Source organism: Massilia sp. CT11-137 (assembly GCF_047302885.1).
GTDB lineage: Bacteria > Pseudomonadota > Gammaproteobacteria > Burkholderiales > Burkholderiaceae_D > Telluria > Telluria orientalis.
Window position 1 is genome coordinate 1,032,074 of the sequence record NZ_JBKYMP010000001.1, and the last position, 24,852, is coordinate 1,056,925.

General features: G+C 66.4%; 26 protein-coding genes. 12 read left to right on the plus strand and 14 right to left on the minus strand.

The features are described from left to right. From ACEN98_RS04640 to hutC, 6 genes are all read right to left on the minus strand, one after another. Entirely contained in the window at positions 1-1,761 is a 1,761-nt protein-coding gene (locus ACEN98_RS04640) for an ArnT family glycosyltransferase (protein WP_413381874.1), read from the minus strand. A 180-nt stretch (positions 1,762-1,941) separates the two neighbouring features. After that, positions 1,942-2,211 carry a type B 50S ribosomal protein L31 gene (locus ACEN98_RS04645; protein ID WP_056124537.1) on the minus strand — a complete coding sequence of 90 codons (270 nt, stop codon included), beginning with the start codon at positions 2,209-2,211 and terminating at the stop codon, positions 1,942-1,944. Between the two features lie 164 nt (positions 2,212-2,375). Continuing rightward, on the minus strand, positions 2,376-2,672 hold the full coding sequence (locus ACEN98_RS04650) for a hypothetical protein (RefSeq protein ID WP_413381877.1): 297 nt from the start codon (positions 2,670-2,672) through the stop codon (positions 2,376-2,378). A gap of 124 nt (positions 2,673-2,796) precedes the next feature. Next, the gene (rho, locus tag ACEN98_RS04655) at positions 2,797-4,059 is read right to left on the minus strand and encodes a transcription termination factor Rho (RefSeq protein WP_413343042.1); all 1,263 of its coding nucleotides are present in this window, start codon (positions 4,057-4,059) and stop codon (positions 2,797-2,799) included. A 138-nt stretch (positions 4,060-4,197) separates the two neighbouring features. After that, positions 4,198-4,524: a thioredoxin TrxA gene (gene trxA, locus ACEN98_RS04660; protein WP_036236119.1), complete on the minus strand. Its 327-nt coding sequence runs from the start codon at positions 4,522-4,524 to the stop codon at positions 4,198-4,200. Between the two features lie 280 nt (positions 4,525-4,804). Then, positions 4,805-5,524 (minus strand): histidine utilization repressor, encoded by a 720-nt coding sequence (hutC, locus tag ACEN98_RS04665; protein ID WP_413381880.1) that lies wholly within the window; start codon positions 5,522-5,524, stop codon positions 4,805-4,807. A 130-nt stretch (positions 5,525-5,654) separates the two neighbouring features. Here hutC and ada point away from each other — a divergent pair, with 130 nt between their 5' ends. Next, on the plus strand, positions 5,655-6,737 hold the full coding sequence (gene ada / locus ACEN98_RS04670; RefSeq protein ID WP_413381883.1) for a bifunctional DNA-binding transcriptional regulator/O6-methylguanine-DNA methyltransferase Ada: 1,083 nt from the start codon (positions 5,655-5,657) through the stop codon (positions 6,735-6,737). Beyond that, positions 6,734-7,420: a 2OG-Fe(II) oxygenase gene (locus ACEN98_RS04675; protein ID WP_413381886.1), complete on the plus strand. Its 687-nt coding sequence runs from the start codon at positions 6,734-6,736 to the stop codon at positions 7,418-7,420. The genes ada and ACEN98_RS04675 overlap by 4 nt, the downstream gene beginning before the upstream one ends. An 82-nt stretch (positions 7,421-7,502) precedes the next feature. Here the strand turns inward: ACEN98_RS04675 and ACEN98_RS04680 are convergent, their stop codons facing one another. Further along, positions 7,503-8,204, minus strand: a complete 702-nt coding sequence (locus ACEN98_RS04680) for a transposase (RefSeq protein WP_413381889.1) — start codon at positions 8,202-8,204, stop codon at positions 7,503-7,505. A gap of 262 nt (positions 8,205-8,466) precedes the next feature. Here ACEN98_RS04680 and ACEN98_RS04685 point away from each other — a divergent pair, with 262 nt between their 5' ends. After that, entirely contained in the window at positions 8,467-8,967 is a 501-nt protein-coding gene (locus ACEN98_RS04685) for a hypothetical protein (protein WP_413381891.1), read from the plus strand. A 9-nt stretch (positions 8,968-8,976) separates the two neighbouring features. Here the strand turns inward: ACEN98_RS04685 and ACEN98_RS04690 are convergent, their stop codons facing one another. After that, entirely contained in the window at positions 8,977-9,615 is a 639-nt protein-coding gene (locus ACEN98_RS04690; protein ID WP_413381894.1) for a glutathione S-transferase family protein, read from the minus strand. A gap of 171 nt (positions 9,616-9,786) precedes the next feature. Between ACEN98_RS04690 and ACEN98_RS04695 the strand changes: the two genes are divergently transcribed. Genes ACEN98_RS04695 through ACEN98_RS04735 form a run of 9 tightly spaced genes read left to right on the plus strand, consistent with a single transcriptional unit; the run spans position 9,787 to position 20,983 of the window. Further along, positions 9,787-11,457: an amidohydrolase gene (locus ACEN98_RS04695; RefSeq protein ID WP_413381897.1), complete on the plus strand. Its 1,671-nt coding sequence runs from the start codon at positions 9,787-9,789 to the stop codon at positions 11,455-11,457. Further along, positions 11,454-12,107, plus strand: coding sequence for a hypothetical protein (locus tag ACEN98_RS04700; protein WP_413381900.1), 654 nt, complete (start codon positions 11,454-11,456; stop codon positions 12,105-12,107). Before ACEN98_RS04695 ends, ACEN98_RS04700 begins: the two co-directional genes overlap by 4 nt. A gap of 55 nt (positions 12,108-12,162) precedes the next feature. Next, positions 12,163-13,869, plus strand: a complete 1,707-nt coding sequence (gene hutU, locus ACEN98_RS04705; RefSeq protein ID WP_413381903.1) for a urocanate hydratase — start codon at positions 12,163-12,165, stop codon at positions 13,867-13,869. A 17-nt stretch (positions 13,870-13,886) separates the two neighbouring features. Next, the gene (hutH, locus tag ACEN98_RS04710; protein ID WP_413381906.1) at positions 13,887-15,431 is read left to right on the plus strand and encodes a histidine ammonia-lyase; all 1,545 of its coding nucleotides are present in this window, start codon (positions 13,887-13,889) and stop codon (positions 15,429-15,431) included. A 13-nt stretch (positions 15,432-15,444) separates the two neighbouring features. Then, positions 15,445-16,245: an N-formylglutamate deformylase gene (hutG, locus tag ACEN98_RS04715; RefSeq protein WP_413381909.1), complete on the plus strand. Its 801-nt coding sequence runs from the start codon at positions 15,445-15,447 to the stop codon at positions 16,243-16,245. After that, a complete protein-coding gene (locus tag ACEN98_RS04720) occupies positions 16,242-17,603 on the plus strand; it encodes a formimidoylglutamate deiminase (protein WP_413381912.1) in 1,362 nt (453 codons plus the stop codon). The genes hutG and ACEN98_RS04720 overlap by 4 nt, the downstream gene beginning before the upstream one ends. A gap of 25 nt (positions 17,604-17,628) precedes the next feature. Further along, positions 17,629-18,246, plus strand: a complete 618-nt coding sequence (locus ACEN98_RS04725) for a HutD family protein (protein ID WP_413381915.1) — start codon at positions 17,629-17,631, stop codon at positions 18,244-18,246. Beyond that, the gene (gene hutI / locus ACEN98_RS04730) at positions 18,239-19,450 is read left to right on the plus strand and encodes an imidazolonepropionase (RefSeq protein WP_413381919.1); all 1,212 of its coding nucleotides are present in this window, start codon (positions 18,239-18,241) and stop codon (positions 19,448-19,450) included. Before ACEN98_RS04725 ends, hutI begins: the two co-directional genes overlap by 8 nt. Before the next feature lie 30 nt (positions 19,451-19,480). Further along, positions 19,481-20,983: a glycine betaine ABC transporter substrate-binding protein gene (locus ACEN98_RS04735; RefSeq protein ID WP_413381922.1), complete on the plus strand. Its 1,503-nt coding sequence runs from the start codon at positions 19,481-19,483 to the stop codon at positions 20,981-20,983. Here the strand turns inward: ACEN98_RS04735 and ACEN98_RS04740 are convergent. From ACEN98_RS04740 to ACEN98_RS04765, 6 genes are all read right to left on the minus strand, one after another. After that, the gene (locus ACEN98_RS04740) at positions 20,971-21,138 is read right to left on the minus strand and encodes a hypothetical protein (protein WP_371767179.1); all 168 of its coding nucleotides are present in this window, start codon (positions 21,136-21,138) and stop codon (positions 20,971-20,973) included. The genes ACEN98_RS04735 and ACEN98_RS04740 overlap by 13 nt on opposite strands. 243 nt (positions 21,139-21,381) lie before the next feature. Then, positions 21,382-21,873 carry an N-acetyltransferase family protein gene (locus ACEN98_RS04745; protein ID WP_413340336.1) on the minus strand — a complete coding sequence of 164 codons (492 nt, stop codon included), beginning with the start codon at positions 21,871-21,873 and terminating at the stop codon, positions 21,382-21,384. After that, positions 21,870-22,811: a DMT family transporter gene (locus ACEN98_RS04750; protein WP_413381925.1), complete on the minus strand. Its 942-nt coding sequence runs from the start codon at positions 22,809-22,811 to the stop codon at positions 21,870-21,872. The genes ACEN98_RS04745 and ACEN98_RS04750 overlap by 4 nt, the downstream gene beginning before the upstream one ends. A gap of 48 nt (positions 22,812-22,859) precedes the next feature. Then, entirely contained in the window at positions 22,860-23,315 is a 456-nt protein-coding gene (locus ACEN98_RS04755; protein ID WP_036236083.1) for a glycine zipper 2TM domain-containing protein, read from the minus strand. Positions 23,316-23,329: 14 nt separating this feature from the next. Next, entirely contained in the window at positions 23,330-23,761 is a 432-nt protein-coding gene (locus ACEN98_RS04760) for a DUF962 domain-containing protein (RefSeq protein ID WP_413381928.1), read from the minus strand. Between the two features lie 43 nt (positions 23,762-23,804). After that, entirely contained in the window at positions 23,805-24,767 is a 963-nt protein-coding gene (locus ACEN98_RS04765; protein WP_413381931.1) for a LysR substrate-binding domain-containing protein, read from the minus strand. Positions 24,768-24,852 lie beyond the last annotated feature (85 nt).

The following is a 24,852-nucleotide window of genomic DNA, read 5'->3' on the forward strand; positions in this document are numbered from 1 at the left end:
TCAGCGCACGCGCCGGTACAGGCGGAAGCGTTCGTCGCGGTCGGACGGGCGGCGACCTTCCCACAGCAGCGTCCAGTCGCGGCCGTGGAACGGCAGCGCCGCACCGCCGCGCACGAGCGCGCCGTTCTGCATCGCGCCCGACTGGGCAGGCACCTTCTGGCCGACGCTGTCCTGCAGCAGCAGATAGCTGCACGCGCCGCCGTCGACGGGGGCGAACGGCAAGTGGCCGAAGTAGGCGAACGACGCACGCTGGGGCGCGCCGACGTTCGTGTCGATGCAGTCCGCGCCGGCCGGCAGGCGCGCGGCGATCTGCTGGGCCACGCTGGCGTAGCTCTTGCCGTAGTTCAGGTCCGGCAGGAACAGCGTCATCAGCAGCACCCACAGCAGGATCAGGCCGCCCGACGACAGCACCACGGCCCGCCACAGCACGGAAGGCTGGCGCGACAGGCGCCAGTGCACGAGGAAGATCCAGCCGACCGTCGTCGCGGCCGCGACGAGGAAGGCGACGATGCCGAATTCCGGCTTGAAGCCCGGAACCAGCTTGAGGGCGTTCTTGGCGAATTGCGCGGGCCAGCCCGTCAGCTTGGCGATCCAGAACACCCAGACGAGGCCGCCCAGCAGCGTCAGCACCATCACGGAGAACCAGTCGATCGCATTGATCGCGCCGCGCTTCATCGTCGGCAGGCCGAACGCGGCCATCAGCGCCATCGGCGGCAGCAGCTTCAGCAGGTCGCCGCTTTCGGGAATCGGGTCGCACAGGATCACGAGCGTCAGCACGCCGACGAAGCAGGTCGGCAGGATGATGTGCAGCAGCCCGTGCTGGCGGCGCCAGGCCCAGGCGGTCCAGGCGGCGAACGGCCACGCCGGCCAGAAATACCAGATGCCGACGCGGAAGAAGGCCTTGATCGCATGCCAGCCTGGCACGCTCAGCTGCTCGGCATTCCAGGCCAGCCAGCCGCCGACTGGCGACAGGCCGTACGGATGCGCCAGCGTGGCCGGGATGGCCCATACGAGCGTGATGAGCAGCGCGGTGCCCGCGGCCTGGCCGAGATGGCGCAGCAGGGAGGCCGACGGCAGCTTGAGGAAGCGGATGCACAGGTACAGGGCGGCGAGCAGGGCCAGCGGCGGCGCGAAGCCGCGCGTCAAGGTGAGCAGGCCGAGCGCTGCGCCGACGTACACGGCGTTGCGCGGCGTGCTGTCCTCGATATAGCGCACCGAGCGGAACAGGAACCAGGACAGCAGCGCGCCCTGCAGGGTGACGGCCAGCGTCTCGTGGCTGTGCAGCAGCAGGCCCAGGCAGCCGAGGTAGATCAGGACGGCTGTGTCGGCCAGCGTGCGGCCGTAATCGTCCGGCTCGGGCTGCCCGCCGAAGGCCAGGCGCAGCGGCTGGGCTTCCGAACGCCGGCCGAGGTGGAATGCCGTGTGCCACAGCGATACCGTGCCGAGCGCGAAGATGCCGATGGTCGAGATGCGCGCGCCGAGCACGTCGCCCAGGAGCCAGCCGAACAGTTTGATGCACAGTGCGCCGAGCCAGAACGCCAGCGGCCCTTCCTCGGGCGCGGGCAGGCCGGCGATGTGCGGCATCAGCCAGTCCTGGATGCCGCCGTGCGCCATCGTCCACATGATGCCGAAGCTGGCGGCATCATCCTTCCACGGGTCACGCCCGATCAGGCCCGGCAGGATGTACAACAGGCCGAGTGCGTACAAAGCCCAGCGTGGCAGCGCGAGGGTGGCGGCGGCGGGTAGGCGGACGGGTTTCATCGATAGCGCGCGAAGTAATGCAATAAATTAATGTCGCGTAGTATAAGGGGACCGTGGCAAAGCGTCGCGGGTGGTATTGCTACGAGGCGTAACGTGGGTGGGCAACGACGAAAAAAAAGGAAGCCCCTGGGCTTCCTTTGGGGAGGCCCGAAGGCTTCCCGGATGTTCGCTCGTCGGGAATTAGCCGTTGGCGACGCTGGTCTTCGAACCGACCGAGCCGAACTTCTGGCGGAATTTTTCAACGCGGCCAGCGGTGTCGACGATCTTGTGCTTGCCGGTAAAGAACGGGTGCGATTCAGCGGACACCTCGATCTTGACCAGCGGGTAGTCTTTACCTTCGAAATTGATGGTTTCGCGGGTAGAGATGGTCGAACGGGTGATGAATTTGAAATCGCAGGACAGGTCGTGGAACACGACTTCGCGGTAATCCGGATGGATATCGGTCTTCATGGTTTTGCCTTGGTTAGGTTGGTAGCCAAACGGCACTTCGTCGGTCGACCTGCTTCTTGACCCGATTGCCGATCACTTGCCAGGGTTGGATACGGAACCGGCGATTATAAGCCAGCCCTGCGCCCAAGGCAACCGGCGCTGTTGCTGCACCGTTTCGGCACCGTTCAGGCGCCGTGCAGGCGCGACATCATGGTGAGGATCATGCCGCCGAAACCGAGGCCGAAGCCGATGAGCATCGTGATGGCGGTTGCCGCCATCCACTTGCTCAGGTGGGTCGATTCGCCATGGATGTCGGCCTTGAGTTCGGCCTTCAGTTCCGACAGGTCTGCTTTGTTGGGTAACATGGTCAGCGTGGTGTCGACGCGGGTTTCGAGAACCGTCAGCTGGCGGTCGAGCACGACGTCCTTGTCGTGCCGCGCCGGGACGTCGCGTAATTCGTTGAAGATCATCTTGGCCTCCATGGTTGTCTTGGTGCGGATTTTCCGCGCCCGTACCACCCTCGGCTTGACCTAGATGAATCGTACCGCATAAAGCAGAAAAGGCGAGTACGACTCGCCTTTTCCGTTCGATGCCAGGGCTGGAGGATCAGCCGCCGCGACGCATCAGGTCGAAGAATTCGACGTTGGTCTTGGTCGCGCGCATCTTGTCGAGGATGAACTCCATCGCCTCGATCTCGTCCATCGAGTACAGCAGCTTACGCAGGATCCAGATCTTCTGCAGCTGGTCCGGCTTGATCAGCAGTTCCTCGCGGCGGGTGCCCGACTTGTTCAGGTTGATCGCCGGGTAGACGCGCTTCTCGGCCAGGCGGCGCTCGAGGTGGACTTCCATGTTGCCGGTGCCCTTGAATTCCTCGTAAATCACGTCGTCCATGCGCGAGCCGGTCTCGATCAGCGCGGTCGCGACGATCGTCAGCGAGCCGCCTTCCTCGACGTTACGCGCGGCGCCGAAGAAACGCTTCGGACGCTGCAGCGCGTTGGCGTCGACGCCGCCGGTCAGCACCTTGCCCGAGGCCGGGATCACGGTGTTGTAGGCGCGTGCCAGGCGGGTGATCGAGTCCAGCAGGATCACGACGTCTTTCTTCATCTCGACGAGGCGCTTGGCCTTCTCCAGCACCATCTCCGCGACCTGCACGTGACGGGTGGCCGGTTCGTCGAAGGTCGACGCGACGACTTCGCCGCGCACCGAGCGCTGCATCTCCGTCACTTCCTCGGGACGTTCGTCGATCAGGAGGACGATCAGCGTGCAGTCCGGGTGGTTGGCGGTGATCGCGTGGGCGATGTGCTGCAGCATGACCGACTTGCCCGACTTCGGCGAAGCGACCAGTAGGCCGCGCTGGCCCTTGCCGATCGGCGAGATCAGGTCGACGATGCGGCCGGTGATGTTTTCCGCGCCGTTCATGTCGCGCTCGAGGCGCAGCGGCTCGTTCGGATGCAGCGGCGTCAGGTTCTCGAACAGGATGCGGTGTTTCGAGGCTTCCGGCGATTCGCCATTGACCTTGTCTACCTTCACCAGCGCGAAGTAGCGCTCGCCATCCTTCGGCGTGCGGACCTCGCCTTCGATCGAGTCACCCGTATGCAGGTTGAAACGGCGGATCTGCGATGGCGAGATGTAGATGTCGTCGGTGGAAGCCATGTAGCTCGCATCCGGCGAACGCAGGAAACCGAACCCGTCCGGCAACACTTCGAGCGCACCGTCGCCGAAAATCTGTTCGCCCTGTTTCGCGCGCTTCTTGAGGATCGCGAACATCAGTTCTTGTTTGCGCAGGCGAGCTGCGTTGTCGATATCCAGGCTGATCGCCATCTCCAGAAGGGCGGAGACGTGCATTGCCTTCAGTTCAGATAAGTGCATGTGTCGGGTGTCCCGTGACGGGAAAGTAAAGGTAGGGGAGGGAACTGCGTGGGTTAATCAAAGGGATAGGATCGGAATCGATCGCCTACCCGGTCCGGAACAGGCGGCAGTGCGGGCGCGCTGCCGCCACCTATGGTATCAGATGTTGCTATCGATGAAAGCAGTCAGCTGGCCTTTTGCCATCGCGCCGACTTTCTGGGCCGCTGCGACACCGTTCTTGAACAGGATCAGCGTGGGGATGCCGCGGATGCCGAACTTGGCCGGAACGGCCTGGTTCGCATCGACGTCCATCTTCGCGATCAGCAGCTTGCCGTCGTATTCTTTCGCGACTTCTTCCAGGATCGGCGCGATCATCTTGCAGGGGCCGCACCACTCGGCCCAGAAGTCGACCAGGACCGGGCGCTCCGATTTGAGCACGTCGGTTTCGAAAGATGCATCGCTGATGTGTTTGATGTTTTCGCTCATGTTTTCCTCAAGAGAGGTAAGTAATTAACGCCTGCAGGTCTTTCGGACTCTCGTCGATCCTGCTCGGTAGTGTCAGCCGGTTCCCGTACTTGTCAGACTGGCTTGCTGCACAAAGGTGGTGCCAATGTGTGCAATATTCAATAGTGGAAGAGCTGCAAGAGGATGTCAGGCGGGGTTTAATCGGAATAATAACCGATTTTTTTGGAACGTGTTCGTGAGCTTTGTACAAAATCCCAACATGCTCAAGGTTCCTGATTGACCTCACCAATTATCACCACAATCAGCCGACGCTGCCCGTGAATTTATATAAATGTCCCGGGTGCCACATTGTCACGACCGAGGCCACCCGGCCGCCCGACGTCGTGCGGCGCTTGAGCACGAGGCACGACGTGCCGGGTGCGACACCGAGCATCTCCGCCACTTCGCGCGGCGCCGGCAGCGCTTCGATGCTGTACGTGGCACCCTGCAGCGGCGCCGCTTCCATCAGGTGCTCGTTGGGCGTGATGCGCGCGAAGTCCTGGTCCAGGTAGGCGGGCGCGCAGGCCGGATTGACCCAGCGGTCCTCGACCTGGATCGGCTGGCCGTTCTCGTCGTGGATGATCAGCGAATGGAACAGCGGCGTGCCGGGTTCCAGCTCGAACTGGCGCGCCAGCGTCTCGCCCGCCGGGCTGTGTTCCAGCAGGCGCGGATGGCTCGCATGCACGTGGCCGCGCGCGCGCACCTCGTCGGCGATGTTGCGGATCTCGACCAGCGTCGCCTGGTACTTCTGCGGCGCGACGTAGGTGCCCGAACCCTGGCGGCGCGTGAGCACCTGTTCCGCCGTCAGCTCGCGCACGGCGCGGTTGACGGTCATGCGCGAGACGCCGAACTGGCGCACGAGCGCCTGCTCGGACGGCACCAGGTCGCCTTCCTTCCAGCGGCCCGACGCGATCTCACCGAGCAGATAATCCTTGATACGCTGGAAAATGGGCGTGCTGTCTTGCGCGATCTGTTCGTCCAAACTACTCTCCGGAATCTGTCACCTCGTCGGGGAGGCGACATTCTAGCATCGCGAATTCGAAAGCAAGACCCGAAGTGTTTGCCGGAACGCCCGCGCTTACGATGGGGCCATCGAGAATCTGGAGACCGAGATGAACACCGCCACCCTCCCCCAATCCGCTGCCGCCTGGCGCACCGACGACGAGCGCTGGGCCGCCGTGGTCGCCCGCGCGCGCGAAGCCGACGGCCAGTTTTATTATTCCGTGCGCAGCACGGGTGTGTACTGCCGGCCCTCGTGCCCGTCGCGCACGCCGCGCCGCGCCAACGTCGCTTTCCACGCGACGCCGCACGATGCCGAGGCGGCGGGTTTTCGCGCCTGCCTGCGCTGCCGCCCGGACGCGCCGCCGCTGGCCGAACGCCAGGCCGAGGCCGTGGCGAAGGCGTGCCGTCTGATCGAGGCCGCCGAGGAAGAACCGGACCTCGCCAGCCTGGCCGAGGCCTGCGGCATGAGCCGCTTCCACTTCCATCGCATCTTCAAGGCGCACACGGGCATCACGCCGAAGGCCTATGCGGCGGCGCGCCGGGCCGAGCGCTTGAAGCAGGGGCTGGCGCAGGCGGGCAGCGTCACCGCGGCCGCCTACGACGCCGGCTTCAATTCCAGCGGCCGCTTCTATGCCGCGTCGTCCGGCGTGCTGGGCATGACGCCGAAACGCTATCGCGCGGGCGGCGGCGGGGAAGCGATCCGCTTCGCCGTGGCGGCGTGCTCGCTGGGCGCGCTGCTCGTCGCCGCGACCGACAAGGGCATCTGCTGCATCCTGCTGGGCGACGATCCGGACGCCCTCGTGCGCGACCTGCAGGACCGCTTTCCGAAGGCCGAGCTGATCGGCGCCGAACCCGGCTTCGAACGCACGGTGGCGCAGGTCGTCGCCTTCGTCGAGGCGCCGCGTCTCGGGCTCGACCTGCCGCTCGACGTGCGCGGCACCGCGTTCCAGCAGCGCGTGTGGCAGGCGCTGCGCCAGATCCCGGCGGGGCAGACGGTCGGCTACGCCGAACTGGCCGCGCGCCTCGGCATGCCGCAGGGCGCGCGCGCCATCGCCGGGGCCTGCGCCGCCAATCCGGTGGCGGTGGCGATTCCGTGCCATCGCGTGGTGCGCAACGACGGCTCGATCTCCGGCTACCGCTGGGGCGTCGAACGCAAGCAGGCGCTGCTCAAGCGCGAGGCCGAGGCATCATGAGTATCGACTGGGACCGCGTCGCCGACGACCTCGACGCCTTCGGCTGCGCCGTGCTGCCGTCCCTGCTGGATGCGGACCAGTGCGCGGCGTATGCGGCCGGCTATGGCGACGACGCGCGATTCCGCAGCCGCGTCGTGATGGAGCGGCACGGCTTCGGGCGCGGAGAATATCGCTATTACGCATATCCGCTGCCGCCCGGGCTTTCGGACCTGCGCACGGCGCTGTACCCGCCGCTGGCGCGCATCGCCAACCGCTGGCAGGCGGCGCTCGGGCTGGAGGAGCGCTACCCGGACGCGCACGGCGATTACCTCGCGCGCTGCCACGCGGCCGGCCAGTTGCGGCCGACACCCCTGCTGCTGCAATACGGTGCGGGCGACTACAACTGCCTGCACCAGGACCTGTACGGCGATTTCGTCTTCCCGTTGCAGGTGGCCGTACTGCTGTCGCGCCCCGGCGTCGATTTCGGCGGCGGCGAATTCGTCTTGACGGAACAACGGCCGCGCATGCAGTCGCGCGTCGAAGTGGTGCCGCTGGGGCAGGGCGATGCCGTCGTCTTCCCCGTGCACACGCGCCCCGTCAACGGCACGCGCGGCATCTACCGCGTCAACATGCGCCACGGCGTCAGCCGCGTGCGCAGCGGGCACCGGCATACGCTCGGGATCATCTTCCACGACGCTAGTTGAGAACCGGGGTCAGAGCCCGATTTTTGCGTAAAAATTCGGGGTCAGAGCACATTTCCGGCCAAATTCGGGGTCAGAGCACATTTCAGGACAATTGTTTATCGCCGGTGCGCGGTCTTCCAAGACGTCGCTGCACCGGCGGTCGCCCTGACGCATGCGTGATCTCCTCAAGGAACGATGCCGGACCAAGTGGCCGGCTGCTGTTGCTCGCATGTCGGATCTCTGCGAGCAATTGTTCGGTCAAGTCTTCAAGGAACAAGTGGCGATAGGCCGCGCGCCGGTCGACGTCGTGCGCGCCCAAGCTGGCATAGACCACGTGCGGCGTCACCAGTGGATCGTCGGCACCCAGTGCGTTCGCGTGATAGCTCGACCAGGGGTAAGCCTCCGGAGCCTTCACCATCCGTGCCCGCACCGGATTCAGTTCGATGTAGCGCTGGCAGACCAACAGGTATTGTTCGGTGTCGACGAGACAGGAGCGGAATCTGCCTTCCCACAACGTCCCGCTGCGTCCGTGCCGACGATTGAAATACTGGACGTAATGCTGGCCGAGCCGCCGCATGAGGTCGCTTGGGCCGGTACGGCCGCCTGTCGACAGCAGCAAGTGGACGTGATTGGTCATGAGCACGTAGGCGTGGATATGGCAGGCGGATTCGGCCGCGTACTTGCGTAGCAGCGTCAAGTAGACCAGATAGTCAGCGGTGCCCGTAAAGCAGGGGGCGCGATTGTTCCCACGCTGGATGATGTGAAGCGGCACCGCGGGCAGGATCAGGCGTTTATGTCGTGACATGGCAGGGGTATTTGAGTGAAAGTCACGACCTTAGCCAAGACGTATTCGCAGCCATGGATACGGCTCAATTGAACGCATGCCGTTGTAGCAAAAAGTGCTCTGACCCCGAATTTCAGGAAAAATGTGCTCTGACCCAGAATTTATGAAATGTGCTAAGGGAAGTAGAATTTTTATCAGATGTTTGGCATGCATACGTTTCCGTCGTAGCATCGAGGAACCTGCACCTCAGCAGGCTTACAACGATAATCCAACGGAGACAACCATGAGCGTATCGCGTCGCCTGTTCCTGGCCGCCCTCGGCGTGGCCAGCGTGTCCGGCGGGAGCCTGGCCCGGGCCGGGGACCTGCCGCACCCCCTTGTCATTTACGATGACGAATTGAAGAACGGTTTCCAGAACTGGAGCTGGGCGAAGACGCAGTTGTCGGTGCCGGTCGGGAACGGCAAGCCGATCCGCGTCGAAGGCGAGCCGTGGAGCGCGCTCGCCCTGCACCACGAACCGTTTTCCACCGAGGGCTACAACAAGCTGACCTTCGTCATCAACGGCGGCATGAACGGCGGCCAGACCCTGATGGTCAAGGCCATGGCCGACGGCAAGGCGATCGAGGCCGACTTCGCCATCCAGCTGAAGGCGAAGACGTGGGCCGCCGTCGAAGTGCCGCTGAAGGACATCAACGCGGCCGGCAAGACCATCGACACCCTCATCTGGCAGGGCCAGGGCGCCGCCTACCCGGGGTACTACATCACGCGCATCCAGCTCGAGTAAGCCCGCCCTTCACGGCAGCTCGCCGCCCGCAAACGGATCGATCGAGTACGGGTACACGGTGCCCAGGAATCCCGGTTGTGCACGCACGTGGGCGATCCACCCGACGATGCCGGGATAGTCGGCCAGCGCCAGCCCGGCCTCGTCGGCCCGGTGGACGTACGCAAACAGCGACATGTCGGCGATCGTGTACGCGGCGCCCGCGATGAACGGGCGCTGCGTCAGTTCGCGGTCGAGGATCGCCAGCGCCTTGTCCGCGACGCGGCGCAGGCGGTCGACCAGCGCCGGCGCGCGCCGCGCCAGCTTGCCCGTCAGCGTCCAGTGGCGCAGCGTCGCGATCGACGCCACGTGGTCCTGTTCGAACGCCAGCCATTGCTGCACCTTCGCCCCGCCGAACGGATCGGAAGGCAGATACGGCGTGCCGTGCGCCAGGTACGTCAGGATGGCGTTCGATTCGGCCAGCGTGCGGCCGTCGGACAGGCGCAGCGCGGGCACGGCGCCGGTCGGATTCAGCGCGAGGAAGTCGGGCCGCTGGCCTTCGCCTTCGAAGATGCGCACGATCTCCGTGCGATAGGGGATGTCGAGATGGTTCAGCAGCAGGCGGACTTTCCAGGCGTTCTGCGAGGGCAGGTAATCGTACAGGGTGAGCATCGTTATCTCCGGTGAAAAAACACGATTGGACCACCGCGTAAAACGCCGCACCCTCCGGTTCTTGCGATCGAACTACAGGCCCGCGATTGACCACAATGTAAATTTCTATACACTCTGTTTCTTGCTATTGAGCCGTACCCCGGTTCATCCACAACGACAACGGAGACCCCGATGCGCCCCCGCCACAAGCAACTCAGGCACACCCTGATCGCCCTGGCCTTCGCCACCGCCACGGCCCACGCCACCACCGTCATCGACAACGCCAACGGCTACACGCTGAACGCGAAGGGCGACGTCGTCCAGTTCGCGTCGCTCGCGTTCGATGACGCCGGCCGCATCCTCGCCGTCGGCACCGCCGCCGATGTCGCCGCGAAGGCTCCGCAGGCAAAGCACGTCGACATGGCCGGCCGCACCGTGCTGCCGGGCCTCATCGATGCGCACGGCCACGTGTTCGGCCTGGGCGAGATGCTGACGCAGCTCGACCTGTCGGCCACGACGTCGCTGCCGCAGGCGCTGGCCGCCATCGGCGACTACGCGCGTGCCGACGCCAAGGCCGCGTGGGTGCGCGGGCGCGGCTGGAACCAGGAGAACTGGAAGCTGGGTCGCTTCCCGACCGCACAGGAACTCGATGGCGTCGTGGCCGACCGGCCCGCGTGGCTGGAACGCGTCGACGGCCACGCCGGCTGGGCCAACGGCCGCGCGCTGGCGCTGGCCGGCATCACGGACCAGACGCCGGACCCCGTCGGCGGCAAGATCGTGCGCGACGCCGCCGGCCATGCGACGGGCGTGCTGGTCGATGCGGCGCAGGCGATGATCCAGAAGGTGCTGCCGCAGCCGACGGAACAGGAAGCGCGCACGATGCTCGACCGCGCGCTGGGCACGATGGCCAGCGTCGGCCTCACGAGCGCGCACGACGCGGGGATCGGCATCGCCGAGGATCGGCTGTACCGCGATTACGCGGACCACGGCAAGCTGACGGCGCGCATCTACGCGATGGTCAAAGGCACCGGCGCCGACTTCGACCGGTTGGCGCGAAACGGCCCGCTGGACACGTACGGCCACGACATGTACGCGCTGCGTGCCGTGAAACTGTACGCCGACGGCGCGCTGGGCAGCCGCGGCGCGGCGCTGCTGGCGCCGTACACGGACGATCCGCATTCGCACGGCCTGCTGTTCCATTCGAACGGCGAGATCGACGCGATGATCGCCAAGGCCATGAAGAAGGGCTACCAGGTCAACGTGCACGCGATCGGCGATGCCGGCAACCGCCAGATCCTCGACATCTTCGCGAAGGAGATCCCGGCCAACCGCGGCCAGGCGCTGCGCCACCGCATCGAGCATGCCCAGGTCGTGACCCCGGCCGACATCCCGCGCTTCAAGAGCATCGGCATCATCCCGTCGATGCAGCCGACGCACGCGACGTCCGACAAGAACATGGCCGAGCAGCGCATCGGCCCCGAGCGCATCAAGGGCGCGTACGCGTGGCGCACGTTCCTCGCGCAGGGTTCGCGCATCGCGTGCGGTTCGGATTTCCCGGTCGAGGCGCCGAACCCGTTCTTCGGCATCCACGCGGCCGTCACGCGCCAGGACGCAAGCGGCAATCCGATCGCCGGCTGGTATCCCGAGCAGGAGATGTCGCTGAAAGAAGCCTTCCGCTGCTTCACGCTCGACGCGGCCTACGCGGGCCACCAGGAAAAAACGCAGGGCTCCCTCGAAGCGGGCAAGTACGCGGACTTCATCGTCATCGACCGCGACCTTTTCAAAATCTCCCCGTACGACATCCACAAGATCGGCGTCCTCGAGACGTGGGTCGGCGGCCAACAGGTATATCGCAAACCATGATGAAAGCTCTCGTCGCCGCTCTCGCATTCGTGGCCGTTTCCCCGGCCTGGGCGCAGTCTTATGCCCGCATGGTCGTCATCGTCTCCAAGCCTGGCCAGGCCGAGGCGTTTGAAAAAGGCTACGAGCGCCACCTGCAATGGCACAAGGGCGTGCAGGACCCGTGGACGTGGTACGGCTGGACCTTCGTGCTGGGCAACCGCATCAACCGCTTCATGGACGGCACGTTCGGCCACGCGGCCGCCGACTTCGACGCGGCCGTGCAGCCCGCGGCCGACGCCGCCGACAACAACGTGAACGTGGTGCCATACGCCGACTTCGTCAGCCACGGCATCTACCAGCGCATGGACGCGATGAGTGCGGGCGAGCCGCTGCCGGACGCGTCGCCGTTCCTGAGCCTGACGACTTACCACATCCGTCCCGGCCAGGAGGCGGCGTTCGAGCAGGCGGTGGCGCGCGCGCGCGGCACGGCGCGCCAGACGTGGTACAGGCTGCAGGCCGGCGGCGAGGCCCCGGCCTACGTGCTGATGCGCGCCGTGGCGTCGTTCGGTGCGGCTGCAACGCTGGGGACGCCGTACACTTTGTCCGGCCTCGTCGACCGGGTCGATAACGAATTGCTGCGCTACCGTCCGAACCTCAGTTATCGCCCTTGACGAGGTTGTATAGACAACTTAGACTTCCTGGAAAACTTATGTCGAGGAGTCCGTCATGACCACAGCCTCTCCCGCCGGAGATCCGCGTTTCGATCCCACCCGCGTCATCCGCGCCCCGCGCGGCAGCGAGCTCACATGTAAGAGCTGGCTGACCGAGGCGGCCTACCGCATGCTGCAGAACAACCTGGATGCCGAGGTGGCGGAAAACCCGCAAGGCCTCGTCGTCTATGGCGGCATCGGCCGCGCGGCGCGCGACTGGGCCTGCTTCGACCAGATCCTGGCGTCGCTGCGCGATCTCGACGACGACCAGACGCTGCTGATCCAGTCCGGCAAGCCGGTCGGCGTGTTCCAGACGCATCCCGACGCCCCGCGCGTGCTGCTCGCGAACTCGAACCTCGTGCCGAAATGGGCGACGTGGGAGCATTTCAACGAGCTCGATCGCAAAGGGCTGTTCATGTACGGCCAGATGACGGCCGGCAGCTGGATCTACATCGGCACCCAGGGCATCGTGCAGGGCACGTACGAGACGTTCGCCGAGGCGGGCCGCCAGCACTTCGGCGGCGATATGTCCGGGCGCTGGATCCTGACCGCGGGCCTGGGCGGCATGGGCGGCGCGCAGCCGCTGGCCGCGACGTTCGCCGGCGCCGTGTCGCTGAACGTGGAATGCCAGCAGAGCAGCATCGACTTCCGCCTGCGCACCCGCTATCTCGACAGGCAGGCGAAGGACATCGACGAGGCCCTGGCCATGATCCGCGCGCACACGGAACGCAAGGAAGCCATCTCCATCGGCCTGCTCGGCAACGCGGCCGACGTGCTGCCGGAACTCGTGCGCCGCGCCAAAGAGGGCGGCCTCGTGCCGGACCTGGTGACGGACCAGACGTCCGCCCACGACCTGATCCACGGCTACCTGCCGCGCGGCTGGACCGTCGAGCAGTGGCTCGCGGCCCAGCGCGACCCGGCGCAGCACGCGGCCCTGAAGCAGGCGGCGGCCGAATCCTGCGCCGTGCACGTGCAGGCGATTCTCGACTTCAAGGCGATGGGATCGTACGCCGTCGACTACGGCAACAACATCCGCCAGGTCGCGTTCGACCAGGGCGTGAAAAACGCGTTCGACTTCCCCGGCTTCGTGCCCGCGTACATCCGCCCGCAGTTCTGCGAGGGCCGCGGTCCGTTCCGCTGGGTGGCGCTGTCCGGCGACCCGGAAGACATTTATAAAACCGACGCGAAGATCAAGGAGTTGTTCCCGCAGCACACGCGCGTGCACCGCTGGCTCGACATGGCGCGCGACCGCATCGCGTTCCAGGGCCTGCCCGCGCGCATCTGCTGGCTGGGCCTCGGCGAGCGCCACCTGGCCGGCCTCGCGTTCAACGAGATGGTCCGCACGGGAGAATTGAAAGCGCCGGTCGTGATCGGACGCGACCACCTGGACACCGGTTCCGTCGCGAGCCCGAACCGCGAGACGGAAGCGATGCGCGACGGCACCGACGCCGTCTCCGACTGGCCCCTGCTGAACGCCATGCTGAACACGGCCGGCGGCGCGACGTGGGTGTCGCTGCACCACGGCGGCGGCGTCGGCATGGGGTATTCGCAGCATGCGGGCGTCGTCATCGTGGCGGACGGCACGGAGGCTGCGGATAAGCGCCTGGCCCGCGTCCTCGTCAACGATTGCGCGTCCGGCGTGATGCGCCATGCGGATGCCGGCTACGAACTCGCGATCGAGACGGCCAAGCGCTTCGGCCTGCGCCTCCCGATGATCAAGTAAGACGGAATCGAACCACCATGACTCAAGACCACCACGAACTGACCCTGAATCCGGGCGCCTTGTCCCTGAACGACCTGCGCGCCGTCTGGGGCGCGCACGGCCCGCTCACGCTTGCGCCGGCCGCATATGCCGCCATCGAGACGTCGGCCGCCACCGTCCAGGCCATCGTCGCCAAGGGCGATCCGGCCTACGGCATCAACACGGGCTTCGGCATCCTGGCCAAGCGCCACATCCCGCAGGCCCAGCTCGAACAGCTGCAGCAGAACCTGATCCTGTCGCATGCCGTCGGCACCGGAGAACTCCTGCCGGACAACGTGGTGCGCTTGATCCTGCTGACCAAGATCGGCAGCCTGGGGCGCGGTTATTCCGGCGTGCGGCCGCTGATCGTCGATACGCTGATCGCCCTGTACAACGCCGGCATCATGCCCGCGATCCCGTCGCAGGGGTCCGTCGGCGCGTCCGGCGACCTCGCACCGCTGGCGCACATGACGCTCGCGATGCTGGGCGTCGGCCAGGTGCGCATGCGCGGCGAATTGATGGAGGCGCGCGCCGCGCTGGCCGCGGCCGGCATCGAACCGGTCGTTCTCGCGGCGAAGGAAGGCCTCGCGCTGATCAATGGCACGCAGGTGTCGACGGCGCTCGCGTTGAACGGCCTGTTCCTCGCCGAGCGGCTGCTGGAAGCGGCGATGGTGTCCGGCGCGCTGTCGCTGGATGCCGCGCGCGGCAGCGACGCCCCGTTCGACCCGCGCGTGCATGAAGTGCGCGGCCAGCCGGGCCAGATCGCGGCGGCGAAGATTTATCGCCAGCTGGTCGCGGGCAGCGCGATCCGCGCGTCACACCTCGTCGGCGACGAGCGCGTGCAGGACCCGTACAGCCTGCGCTGCCAGCCGCAGGTGATGGGCGCCGTGATGGACCTCATCGCCCAGGCCGGCCGGACACTCCTCATCGAATCCAATGCCGTCACGGACAACCCGCTCGTGTTCCCGGACTCCGGCGAAGTCATTTCCGGTGGGAATTTCCATGCGGAACCCGTCGCATTCGCGGCCGACACGCTGGCGCTGGCCATCGCCGAAATCGGCGCGCTGGCCGAGCGCCGCATCGCGCTGCTGATCGATTCGACGCTGTCCGGCCTGCCGCCGTTCCTCGTGCGCGAGCCGGGCGTCAATTCCGGCTTCATGATCGCGCACGTGACGGCGGCCGCGCTGGCGTCGGAAAACAAGTCGCTGGCGCATCCGGCCAGCGTCGACAGCCTGCCCACGTCCGCCAACCAGGAAGACCACGTCAGCATGGCGACATTCGCGGCGCGCCGTCTCGGCCAGATGGCGCACAATACGGGTGTCATCGTCGGCATCGAATTGCTGGCGGCGGCGCAGGGGATCGAATTCCACCGCCCGCTGACGAGCTCCAGCCACCTGGAACATGTCCACGCAAAATTGCGCGAGCACGTGCCAGCGTTCGACGAAGACCGGTTCTTCGCGCCGGACATCGAGGCGGCGCGCCGGATGGTGATGGAAGGCGAACTGTCGGCGGCGTGCAAGGACTTGTTCGCCGCACTGCACTGATCGGGGAGTCACGATGGATTTCAGGTTCAAGCCGGGTTCCGTGCCGCTGCTGCTGTCGATGCCGCATGCGGGCACCGACATTCCCGACGACATCGCGGCGGACATGGCGCCGTGCGCGCTGGTGCGGGCCGACACGGACTGGCACCTGCCCGACCTGTACGCCTTCGCCGACAGCATCGGCGCCTCCACGTTGTCCGCGCGCTGGTCGCGCTACGTCATCGACCTGAACCGGCCGCCCGAGGACACGAATCTGTACCCGGGCCAGGATACGACGCGCCTGTGCCCCGTCGACACGTTCGCCCGCGAACGGTTATACCAGGACGGCCGCGAGCCGGACGCCGACGAGATCGAGCGCCGCCTGGACCTGTACTGGCGCCCATACCACCAGCAACTGCGCGCGGAACTCGACCGCCTGCTCGCGCTGCACGGGCAGGTGGTGCTGTGGGATGCGCATTCGATCGCGTCCGTCGTGCCGCGCTTCTTCGACGGCCGCCTGCCCGACCTGAACTTCGGCACGGCCGACGGCCGGTCATGCTCGCTGCAGCTGCAGGGCGAGATGATGCGCGTGGCCGGCTCCCAGGACCTGTTTACCTTCGTCTTCAACGGCCGCTTCAAGGGCGGCCACATCACGCGCTTCTACGGCGATCCGGCCGCGGGCGTGCATGCGATCCAGCTCGAAATGTGCCAGTGCCTGTACATGGATGAGGCGCCGCCGTTCGAATATCAACCCGACGCCGCCGGCAAGGTGCAGCCCCTGTTGCGCGAGCTGCTGGAATCGGCAGTCGCGTGGGCGAGGGCAGGGGGGCACGCGTGAACGCTTTATTCGCGCGCCACGCGCTGCTGGCCGGCGGCTGGGAGCAGGACGTGCTGCTCGAATGGGACGTGCGCGGCGACCTGACGAAGGTCGCGCCGGAGGCGTCGCCGCCGCTCGGCGTGGCGCGCGTCGATTACGTCCTGCCCGGCATGATCAACCTGCATTCGCACGCGTTCCAGCGCGCCATCGGCGGATTGACCGAACGGGCGGGAAGTGGTCCTGACAGCTTCTGGACGTGGCGCGACCTGATGTACCGCGTCGCCAACCGCATCACACCGGAGCAGATGGAATCGGTGGCCGCGCAGCTGTATGCGGAATGCCTGCGCCACGGCTACACGGCGGTCTGCGAATTTCATTACGTGCAGCGCGCGCCGGGCGGCCATCCGTATGGCCATCCGGCCGAGACGGCGCAGCGCATCGCCCAGGCCGCGCGCGAATCCGGCATCGGCCTGACCCTGCTGCCCGTGATGTACGCGTACGCGGGTTTCAACGACACGCCGTTGCGCGAGGACCAGGAACGCTTCCGCACGGATCCCGCGCAGGTGCTGCGCATCGTCGAAGCGCTGGAACCCTTGCGCGGGCCGCAGCTGGAAGTGGGCGCGGCGCCGCATTCGCTGCGCGCCGTATCGGCCAGCCAGCTGCGCGAACTGGCGCAGGCGCTGCCGGCAGGCCGGCCGCTGCACATCCACATCGCCGAGCAGCAGCTCGAAGTGGCGCAGTGCGTGGAGGCGACCGGCATGCGCCCGGTGGATTACCTGATGGAGCAGGTGGACGTCGACGCGCGCTGGTGCCTCGTGCACGCGACGCATCTGTCGGACGGAGAACGGGACCGCATCGCGGCCAGCGGCGCCGTCGCGGGCCTGTGCCCGACGACGGAAGCAAACCTGGGCGACGGCCTGTTCCCGTTGTCTCCCTACATCGCCGCCGGCGGGCGCTTCGGCATCGGCAGCGACAGCCACGTGTCGCAAAGTCCCGTGGAAGAACTGCGGTGGCTCGAATACGGCCAGCGTCTCCGCTACCTGCGCCGCAATATCGCCGTTCATGGCGAGGAGCGCGACGTCGGCGCCTTCCTGTGGCGGCAGGCGCTGGCGGGCGGTGCCCAGGCGGCGGGGCGCCGTCTCGGCGTGCTCGCGCAGGGCCGGCGCGCCGACCTGCTCGTGCTGGACAGCGCGCACCCGAACCTGGACGGCGTGCCGCCGCACGAGGTATTGGGCCGCTTCCTGTTCAGCGGCAACGACAACCTCGTGCGCGACGTGCTCGCCGGCGGCCACTGGGTGGTGCAGGGTGGCCGCCACAAGGCGCAGGAAGCGATCGCGCAGCGCTACAAGGCCGCAGCGCGTACACTGCACGCACATTGATGCCAACGACGAAGGGAAGCAAGCCATGACGATGCTGATTCCGTATGCGAACCTCGAACCGGTGTCGTGGAAGAACGGCGGCGGCAGCACGACCGAAATCGCCGTGTTCCCACCGGACGCCAGCTTCGACGACTTCGACTGGCGCGTGAGCCTCGCCACCATCGCGAACGACGGCCCGTTCTCCATGTTCCCCGGCGTCGAGCGCACGCTGGTGCTCGTCGACGGTCCCGGCATGACGCTCGACATCGACGGCACGCCCACGCTGCTGTCGAAGGGCGAACCGGTCGCCGCGTTCGACGGCGAGTCGCGCGTGGAGGCCAAGCTGAACCGCGGCGCCAGCACCGACTTCAACGTGATGACCCGGACCGATCGCTGCTGGCACCGCTTCGGCCGCCGCCGGCTCGACGGCGATTCCACGTTCGTCGCGCGCGCCGACGTCACCGTGCTGTTCCTGGCCGAAGGCGACAGCCTGGAACTCTGCAGCGACGACCAGCGCATCAACCTCGTGCGCTTCGACGCCGTCGTGCTCGACCCGGACACGAAGTGGAAGCTGCGCGCGGAGCAGGGCGCCATCTTCATCGTCGACATCCATTACTACGACGACGAGGATGACCTCGACAACGAGGACGGCATGTATGAGTGAAGCCGTCGACGTCCTGTACGCGAATGCGCGCGTCGCGACGTTGGCGGATGGCTATGGGATCATCGACGATGGCGCGGTCGCCGTGCGTGACGGCCGTATCGCGTGGGTGGGGCCGCGTGCCGAGGCGCCGCCGGCCTCCATCACGCACGATTGCAACGGCCTGTGGCTGACGCCCGGCCTCGTCGACTGCCACACGCACGTCGTCCACGCGGGCAACCGCAGCGACGAGTGGGAAGCGCGCCTGAACGGCGCCACCTACGAAGACATCGCGCGGGCCGGTGGCGGCATCATGTCGACCGTGCGCGCCACCCGGGCGGCATCGGAGGACGACTTATTGAAAGCCAGCCTGCCGCGCATTCGTGCCTTGCTGGCCGAAGGCGTGACGACGCTGGAAATCAAGTCCGGCTACGGCCTCGATCTCGAATCCGAAGCGAAGATGCTGCGCGTGGCGCGCCGCGTGGGCGAACTGCTGCCGGTGACGGTCCGCACGACCTTCCTCGGCGCGCACGCGCTGCCGCCCGAGTACGCGGGCCGCGCGGACGACTACATCGACATGCTGTGCAGCGGGATGCTGCCGGCGCTGGCGGCGCAGGGTCTCGTGGATGCGGTCGACGCGTTCTGCGAGCGCATCGGCTTTTCGCACGACCAGACGGCGCGCGTGTTCGACGTCGCACGGCGTCTCGGCCTGCCCGTGAAGCTGCATGCGGAGCAACTGTCCGACCAGGGCGGCGCGGCGCTCGTGGCGCGCTATGGCGGGCTGTCGGCCGATCACCTGGAGTGGCTGTCGGACGAGGGCGTGGCCGCGATGGCGCGCGCGGGTACCGTCGCCGTGCTGCTGCCGGGTGCGTATTACTTCCTGCGCGAGACGCGCAGGCCGCCGCTGGCGCAACTGCGCGCCGCGGGCGTGCCGCTGGCCGTCGCCACCGACTGCAACCCGGGCACGTCGCCGATGACGTCGCTGCTGCTCGCGATGAACATGGCGTGCACGCTGTGGCGCCTGACGCCGCTGGAAGCCTTGCGGGGCGTGACCGTCAACGCGGCGCGCGCGCTGGGCCTGCTTGAGACCGGCACCCTGGCGCCGGGCCAGCGGGCCGACTTCGCGTTGTGGGACATCGCCCGGCCGGCCGACCTGGCATATGCGATCGGCGCGAATCCGTGCCGGGGCGTCGTCCATGCCGGCGTGTGGCGCGATCGGGTATCCTGACGTCTCATCCACAACGCCACCGGAAACCGCATGCTGAGATTCGCCATGCTGGTGCTCGCCTGCGCCGGCATCCTGTCGTCCGCCCATGCGGAAGAGCCCCTGCGCGTGGGCTCCAAGCGCTTCACCGAGTCGTACATCCTGGGCGAGATCCTCACCCAGACCGCGGCGCGCGTCGCGCCGGCCGAACACAAGCAAGGCCTGGGCAACACGGCCATCGTGCTGGGCGCGCTGCGCTCGGGTGCCATCGACGTCTACCCGGAATACCTGGGCACCATCGACCTGGAAATCCTCAAGAATGCGCAGCCGACGTCGCTCGACGCGATGCGCGCGGCGCTGCGTCCGCTGGGCCTGGGCGTGGCCGTGCCGCTGGGCTTTTCCAACGGCTACGCGCTGGCCGTGCGTGGCGATGCGGATGTGCGCCGCCTGTCCGACCTGGCGGCGCATCCAGACATAAAAATCGGGCTGTCGCATGAATTTCTTGGCCGCGCTGACGGCTGGCCAGGGCTCGCCCGGCGCTACGGCCTCGCGCAGCAACCGCGCGGCCTCGATCACGGTATCGCGTACGAGGCGCTGGCGCAGCGCCAGGTCGACGCCATCGACATCTATTCGACGGACGCCAAGATCCGCCAGTACGGCCTGCGCGTGCTGGACGACGACAGGCAGTATTTTCCGCGCTATGACGCCGTGCTGCTGTACCGGCTCGACGTGCCGCAGCGGTTTCCGCAGGCGTGGCGTGCCATCGAGAAATTGGAAGGCACGATCAGGGTGAACGACATGATCGCGATGAACGCGGCGGCCGAACTCGACGGTCAGAGCTTCGCAAGCATTGCGAAGTCGTGGCTGGGTAGGGTGGACGGCACAGCCGTTCACCCTACAAACTCCGCGATCATCGTGCGCGACGGTCTGCTTACCAAAACTTTCGGCAACGGCTTCATGAACCTTGCACGCCAGCACCTGCTGCTGGTCGTGCTGGCCGTCCTGCTCGGCAGCGTCGCCGGCATACCGCTCGGCATCGTGGCCGCACTGGTGCCGCGCCTGCGCCAGGCCGTGCTGGCCGTGGCGGGCGTCCTGCAGACCGTGCCGTCGCTGGCACTGCTCGCGATCCTGATCCCATTGCTCGGCCGCATCGGCACCGTTCCCGCGCTCGTCGCCCTGTGCGCGTATGCGCTGCTGCCCATCGTGCGCAATACGTGCACGGGGCTGCTGCAGGTGCCGTCCGGCCTGCGCACGGCGGCGCTGGCGCTGGGGCTGACGCGGCGGCAATCGCTGGTCGAGGTCGAGTTGCCGCTGGCCATGCCGACGATCCTCGCCGGCGTGAAAACGGCGGCCGTGATGAGCGTCGGCACGGCCACCATCGCCGCCTTCATCGGCGCCGGCGGCTTCGGCGAACGCATCACGACGGGCCTCGCGCTGAACGACAACGACATGCTGCTGGCGGGCGCGATCCCGGCCGCGTTGCTGGCCTTGCTGACCCAGGCGGCGTTCGAGCTGTGCGAGCGTGTTCTGGCGCAGCGCCGGCGCTACAGCGATTGAAGTTTGGAACGGGTCGTGGAGATCGCGCGGTGCAGGATGCGTTCCGCGTGGAAGTCGTTTTCGCGCTGGACGGCGATGGCGTGCAGGCTGCGGGTATAGGTGTCTATCCGGGAGCGGAGCCAAACCCGGTAGACCCATCGGGTGATCGTTTTCATGTCCATGTCCTCGTGAATGATCACATTGTCCCGCTCGACGCGTTCTTGCATTTGTGATCACTCAATCGAGTTCGGCCCACAAACCCCAGCTTTTTGTTACCGAGGTAAGCATTTGTAAGGAACCTGCACACGCCGCGGTCGGGAGACTATATTGAAGCCACTGGATTCAAGTCTCCCCTCCCCATCGACGAATGGGTTCACCCGCGGCGCTGCGAGCAGCCCGCGGGTTTTTTCTTGCCTGAATCAGCCCTGGGCCAGCGCTTCCAGCGGCGCGCCCGTGACGCGGCAGATGCGCCAGTCCGGCATGACCTCGGCACCCATCGATTGATAGAAATTGATTGCCGGCGTGTTCCAGTCCAGTACGGACCATTCGAAGCGGCCGCAGCCGCGATCGACGGCAAGGCGCGCGAGATGCTTCAACATGCGGCTGCCATAACCCTTGCCGCGATGCGATTGGCGCACGTACAGATCTTCCAGATACAGCCCACGCTTGGTGAGGAACGTCGAGAAATTGTGGAAGAACAGGGCGAACGTGACGACTTCGCCATCCGCTTCGCCAACGATGGCTTCGCAGGCCGGCTGCGGGCCGAACAGGCCTTCGTGCAATTTCTCTTCCGTCGCCACGACAAGGTGCTCGAGCTTTTCGAACACGGCCAGCTCGACGATCATCGATTGGATGTGGGGGACGTCGGCCGGCGTGGCGGGGCGGATCGCGAAGGTGGTATCAAGAGTCATGGCGTCGTTTCGATGCAATCGTTGAGGTTGACGGAAGCGGCTGGCCTGGCCGCAGGGGAACGTAATGCCCAGGCGACACTGCCCAGGCAGACGGCCATGCCCAGCCATTCGGTCAGGCCGGGGCGGTAGTGCTCGAGCCTGATCGACAGCAGCACGGAGATCACGGGCGTGATCACGCCGATGTACACGGCCTTGTTCGAGCCGATGCGGTTGATCAGCGTGAAGTAGCAGATGAAGGCGACGACCGAGCCGAAGATGGACAGGTGCAGCAGGCCCAGCACGTAGCTGGCCGTGCGCGGGATGATGAAGGCCTGGCCGGTCGCGAGGCACCACGCGGCGACCATGCATGTGCCCCAGAACATCGACCAGCCCGTCGTCAGCACGAGGTTGTTCGATTCCTCGCGCACCTTGCCGACGACGATGCTGCCCGCCGAGCTGGCGATCGACGCGGCGATGCCGAGCACGAGGCCGAGGGTGAAATGGCCTTGCCCGCCCTGGCCCAGGTGGCGCAGCTCGGTGCCGATCGCATGCCAGAACAGCAGCGTGACGCCGGCGATGGCCGCCGCGCCGGCGCCCCACGTGCGGCGCGGGATCGGCGTGCCGAACGCGATGCGGGCACAGATCGGCGTCCAGAACACCATCAGCGCGAACAGCACGGCGACGAGCGCCGACACGACATATTGTTCGGCGTTGTACGTGCAGACGTACGACACGCAGAACGTAAAGAATCCTTGCAGCAGGGTCCAGCGCTGGACGCGCCAGGGCAGCCGCAGCCTGTCGCCGCGCAGCAGGCAGACCGCGAACAGCGTCAGCGACGCGAGCGCGAAGCGGTAGACGACCGACACCGCGGGCGGGACTTCACCCAGCTCGAGCGTGATCGCGAAGAATGTCGATCCCCAGATCAGGGACGCAATGGTGAAGAGGACGTAGGAGGGCATCGCGAAAGTATATCGCGATCGCTCTACTGTCGTGGCCGGTGGTAAATGTCAGTGCGTCACGCGCGTCGTGTACCCGTTGCTGAGCAAACGTACGCGTTCTCCCGGCCGGAACATCTCGTCGGCCGCCTGCGTGATGGAACGCAGTTCGCCGTTGTCGAGCTTGACGGTGATTTCGAAACCGGGCCGGTTGTTGGCCTGGTTCTCGACGCGGTTGCCGATGATGCCGCCCGCGACGGCGCCCAGGATGCCGACCGCGGCCGAGCCGTTGCCGCCGCCGACCTGCGAACCGCCCAGGCCGCCCAGCGCGGCGCCGGCCATCGTGCCGACGCCGGATTCCGGATTCGCGATCGTCACGTTGCGGACGGATTCCACGGTGCCCATGCGCACCGATTGTTCATTCATCGTCTGGTAGCTGCTGTAGACGCTGCCCGAATTCGACGGGCCCGCGCAGGCGGCGAGCAGGGCGGTCAGCGGGACGAGGGCGAGGATGGCGATGCGTTTCATATTCACTCCAACAATTAATAAGCGACATGGAGGCGACGATACAAAAAACCAAGCACGAACAGCGGACCGATCAGCAGGAAGCGCACGTCGTCGAAGAACGACGGTTTCTTGCCCTCGATCTTGTGCCCGATGAATTGGCCGATCCACGCAACGACGAAGATCGCGATCGACAGCGGCAGCACGGTGAACGGCGGCATCAGCGCGAGCAGCGCCAGCATCACGGCGCTCATCAACAGCATGCCGAATGCGAACGGCGGCGACAGCCGGAAGTAATACACGAGTGCCGCAAGCACCGCCACGACGGCGACGACCGGGTGGATGCTCCACAGGATGCCCAGCAGGGTGAACACGATCACGGGCACGCACACAATATGGATCAGCTCGTTGGTCGGATTGCGGTGGCTGTCGCTGTACTGGTCGAGCAGCACGTCGATGGTCCGGGGCATCGTGGTCTCCTGTCCTGTGGTGCTTTCGATTCTACACCCGTGATTACGCCGCGGCCGGGACAGGCGCGGAGGCGGCAGCAAATGAGCGTGGCAACGCGCCCATGTGCATGTACGGATTCGCGGCGAACAGCTCGGCCACCCATTCGACGAACACGCGCACCTTCGCGGACAGGTGGCGGTTCTGCGGATACACGACGTGGATCGGCAGCGGATCGCTGCGCCAGTCCGCCAGCACCTGCACCATGCGCCCCGTCGCCACGTGCTTGTCGAGCAGGTAGTCCGTCATCTGGATGATGCCGAGGCCCGCCAGTCCCGCTTCCACGTACGCGTTGGAATCGTTCAGCGCGATCACGCCGCGCATGGGCACCTCGATCCGTTCGTCGCCGCGGTTGAAATCCCAGTCGAAGATCTTGCCCGTCTTGGCCGAGAAGTAATTCACGCAGCGGTGGCGCTCGAGGTCGCGCGGATGCTGGGGCATGCCGTGGCGTGCGATGTACGCGGGCGACGCCGCCGTCAGGAAGTTGACGACGCCCACGCGCCGCGCGATCAGGCTCGTGTCGCCCAGGGCGCCGCCGCGCACGGCGCAGTCGACGCCTTCCTCGACCAGGTCCACGGGACGGTCGGAACTGCCCAGTTCCAGCATGATGTCGGGATAGCGCTCGAAGAAGTCGGGCAGGGCGGGCACGAGGATCTCGCTCGACAGCCCCGTCGGCGTATCGACCCGCAGCCGGCCGCTGGGCGACAGGCGCGTGCGCGACAGCGATTCCTCGGCGTCGCGCACGTCGGACAGAATGCGCAGGCAGCGCTCGTAATAGGCGGCACCGTCCGTCGTCACCGTCACCTGGCGCGTGGTCCGGTGCAGCAGCTTGGCCGACAGCGCCGCCTCGAGCGCCTGCACGAGCGTCGACACCGTCGCCTTGGGCAGGTTCATCATCTCGGCTGCCCGGGTGAAGCTGCCGGCGTCCACGACCTGCACGAAAACTTCCATCGCTTGTAACTTGTTCATACTAGATCGGCATCATATAAACGGTGAGAATGCGTGATTGTTCAAAAATCTGAACAATGGATTCGTAATTGAGCTATTTATTAGA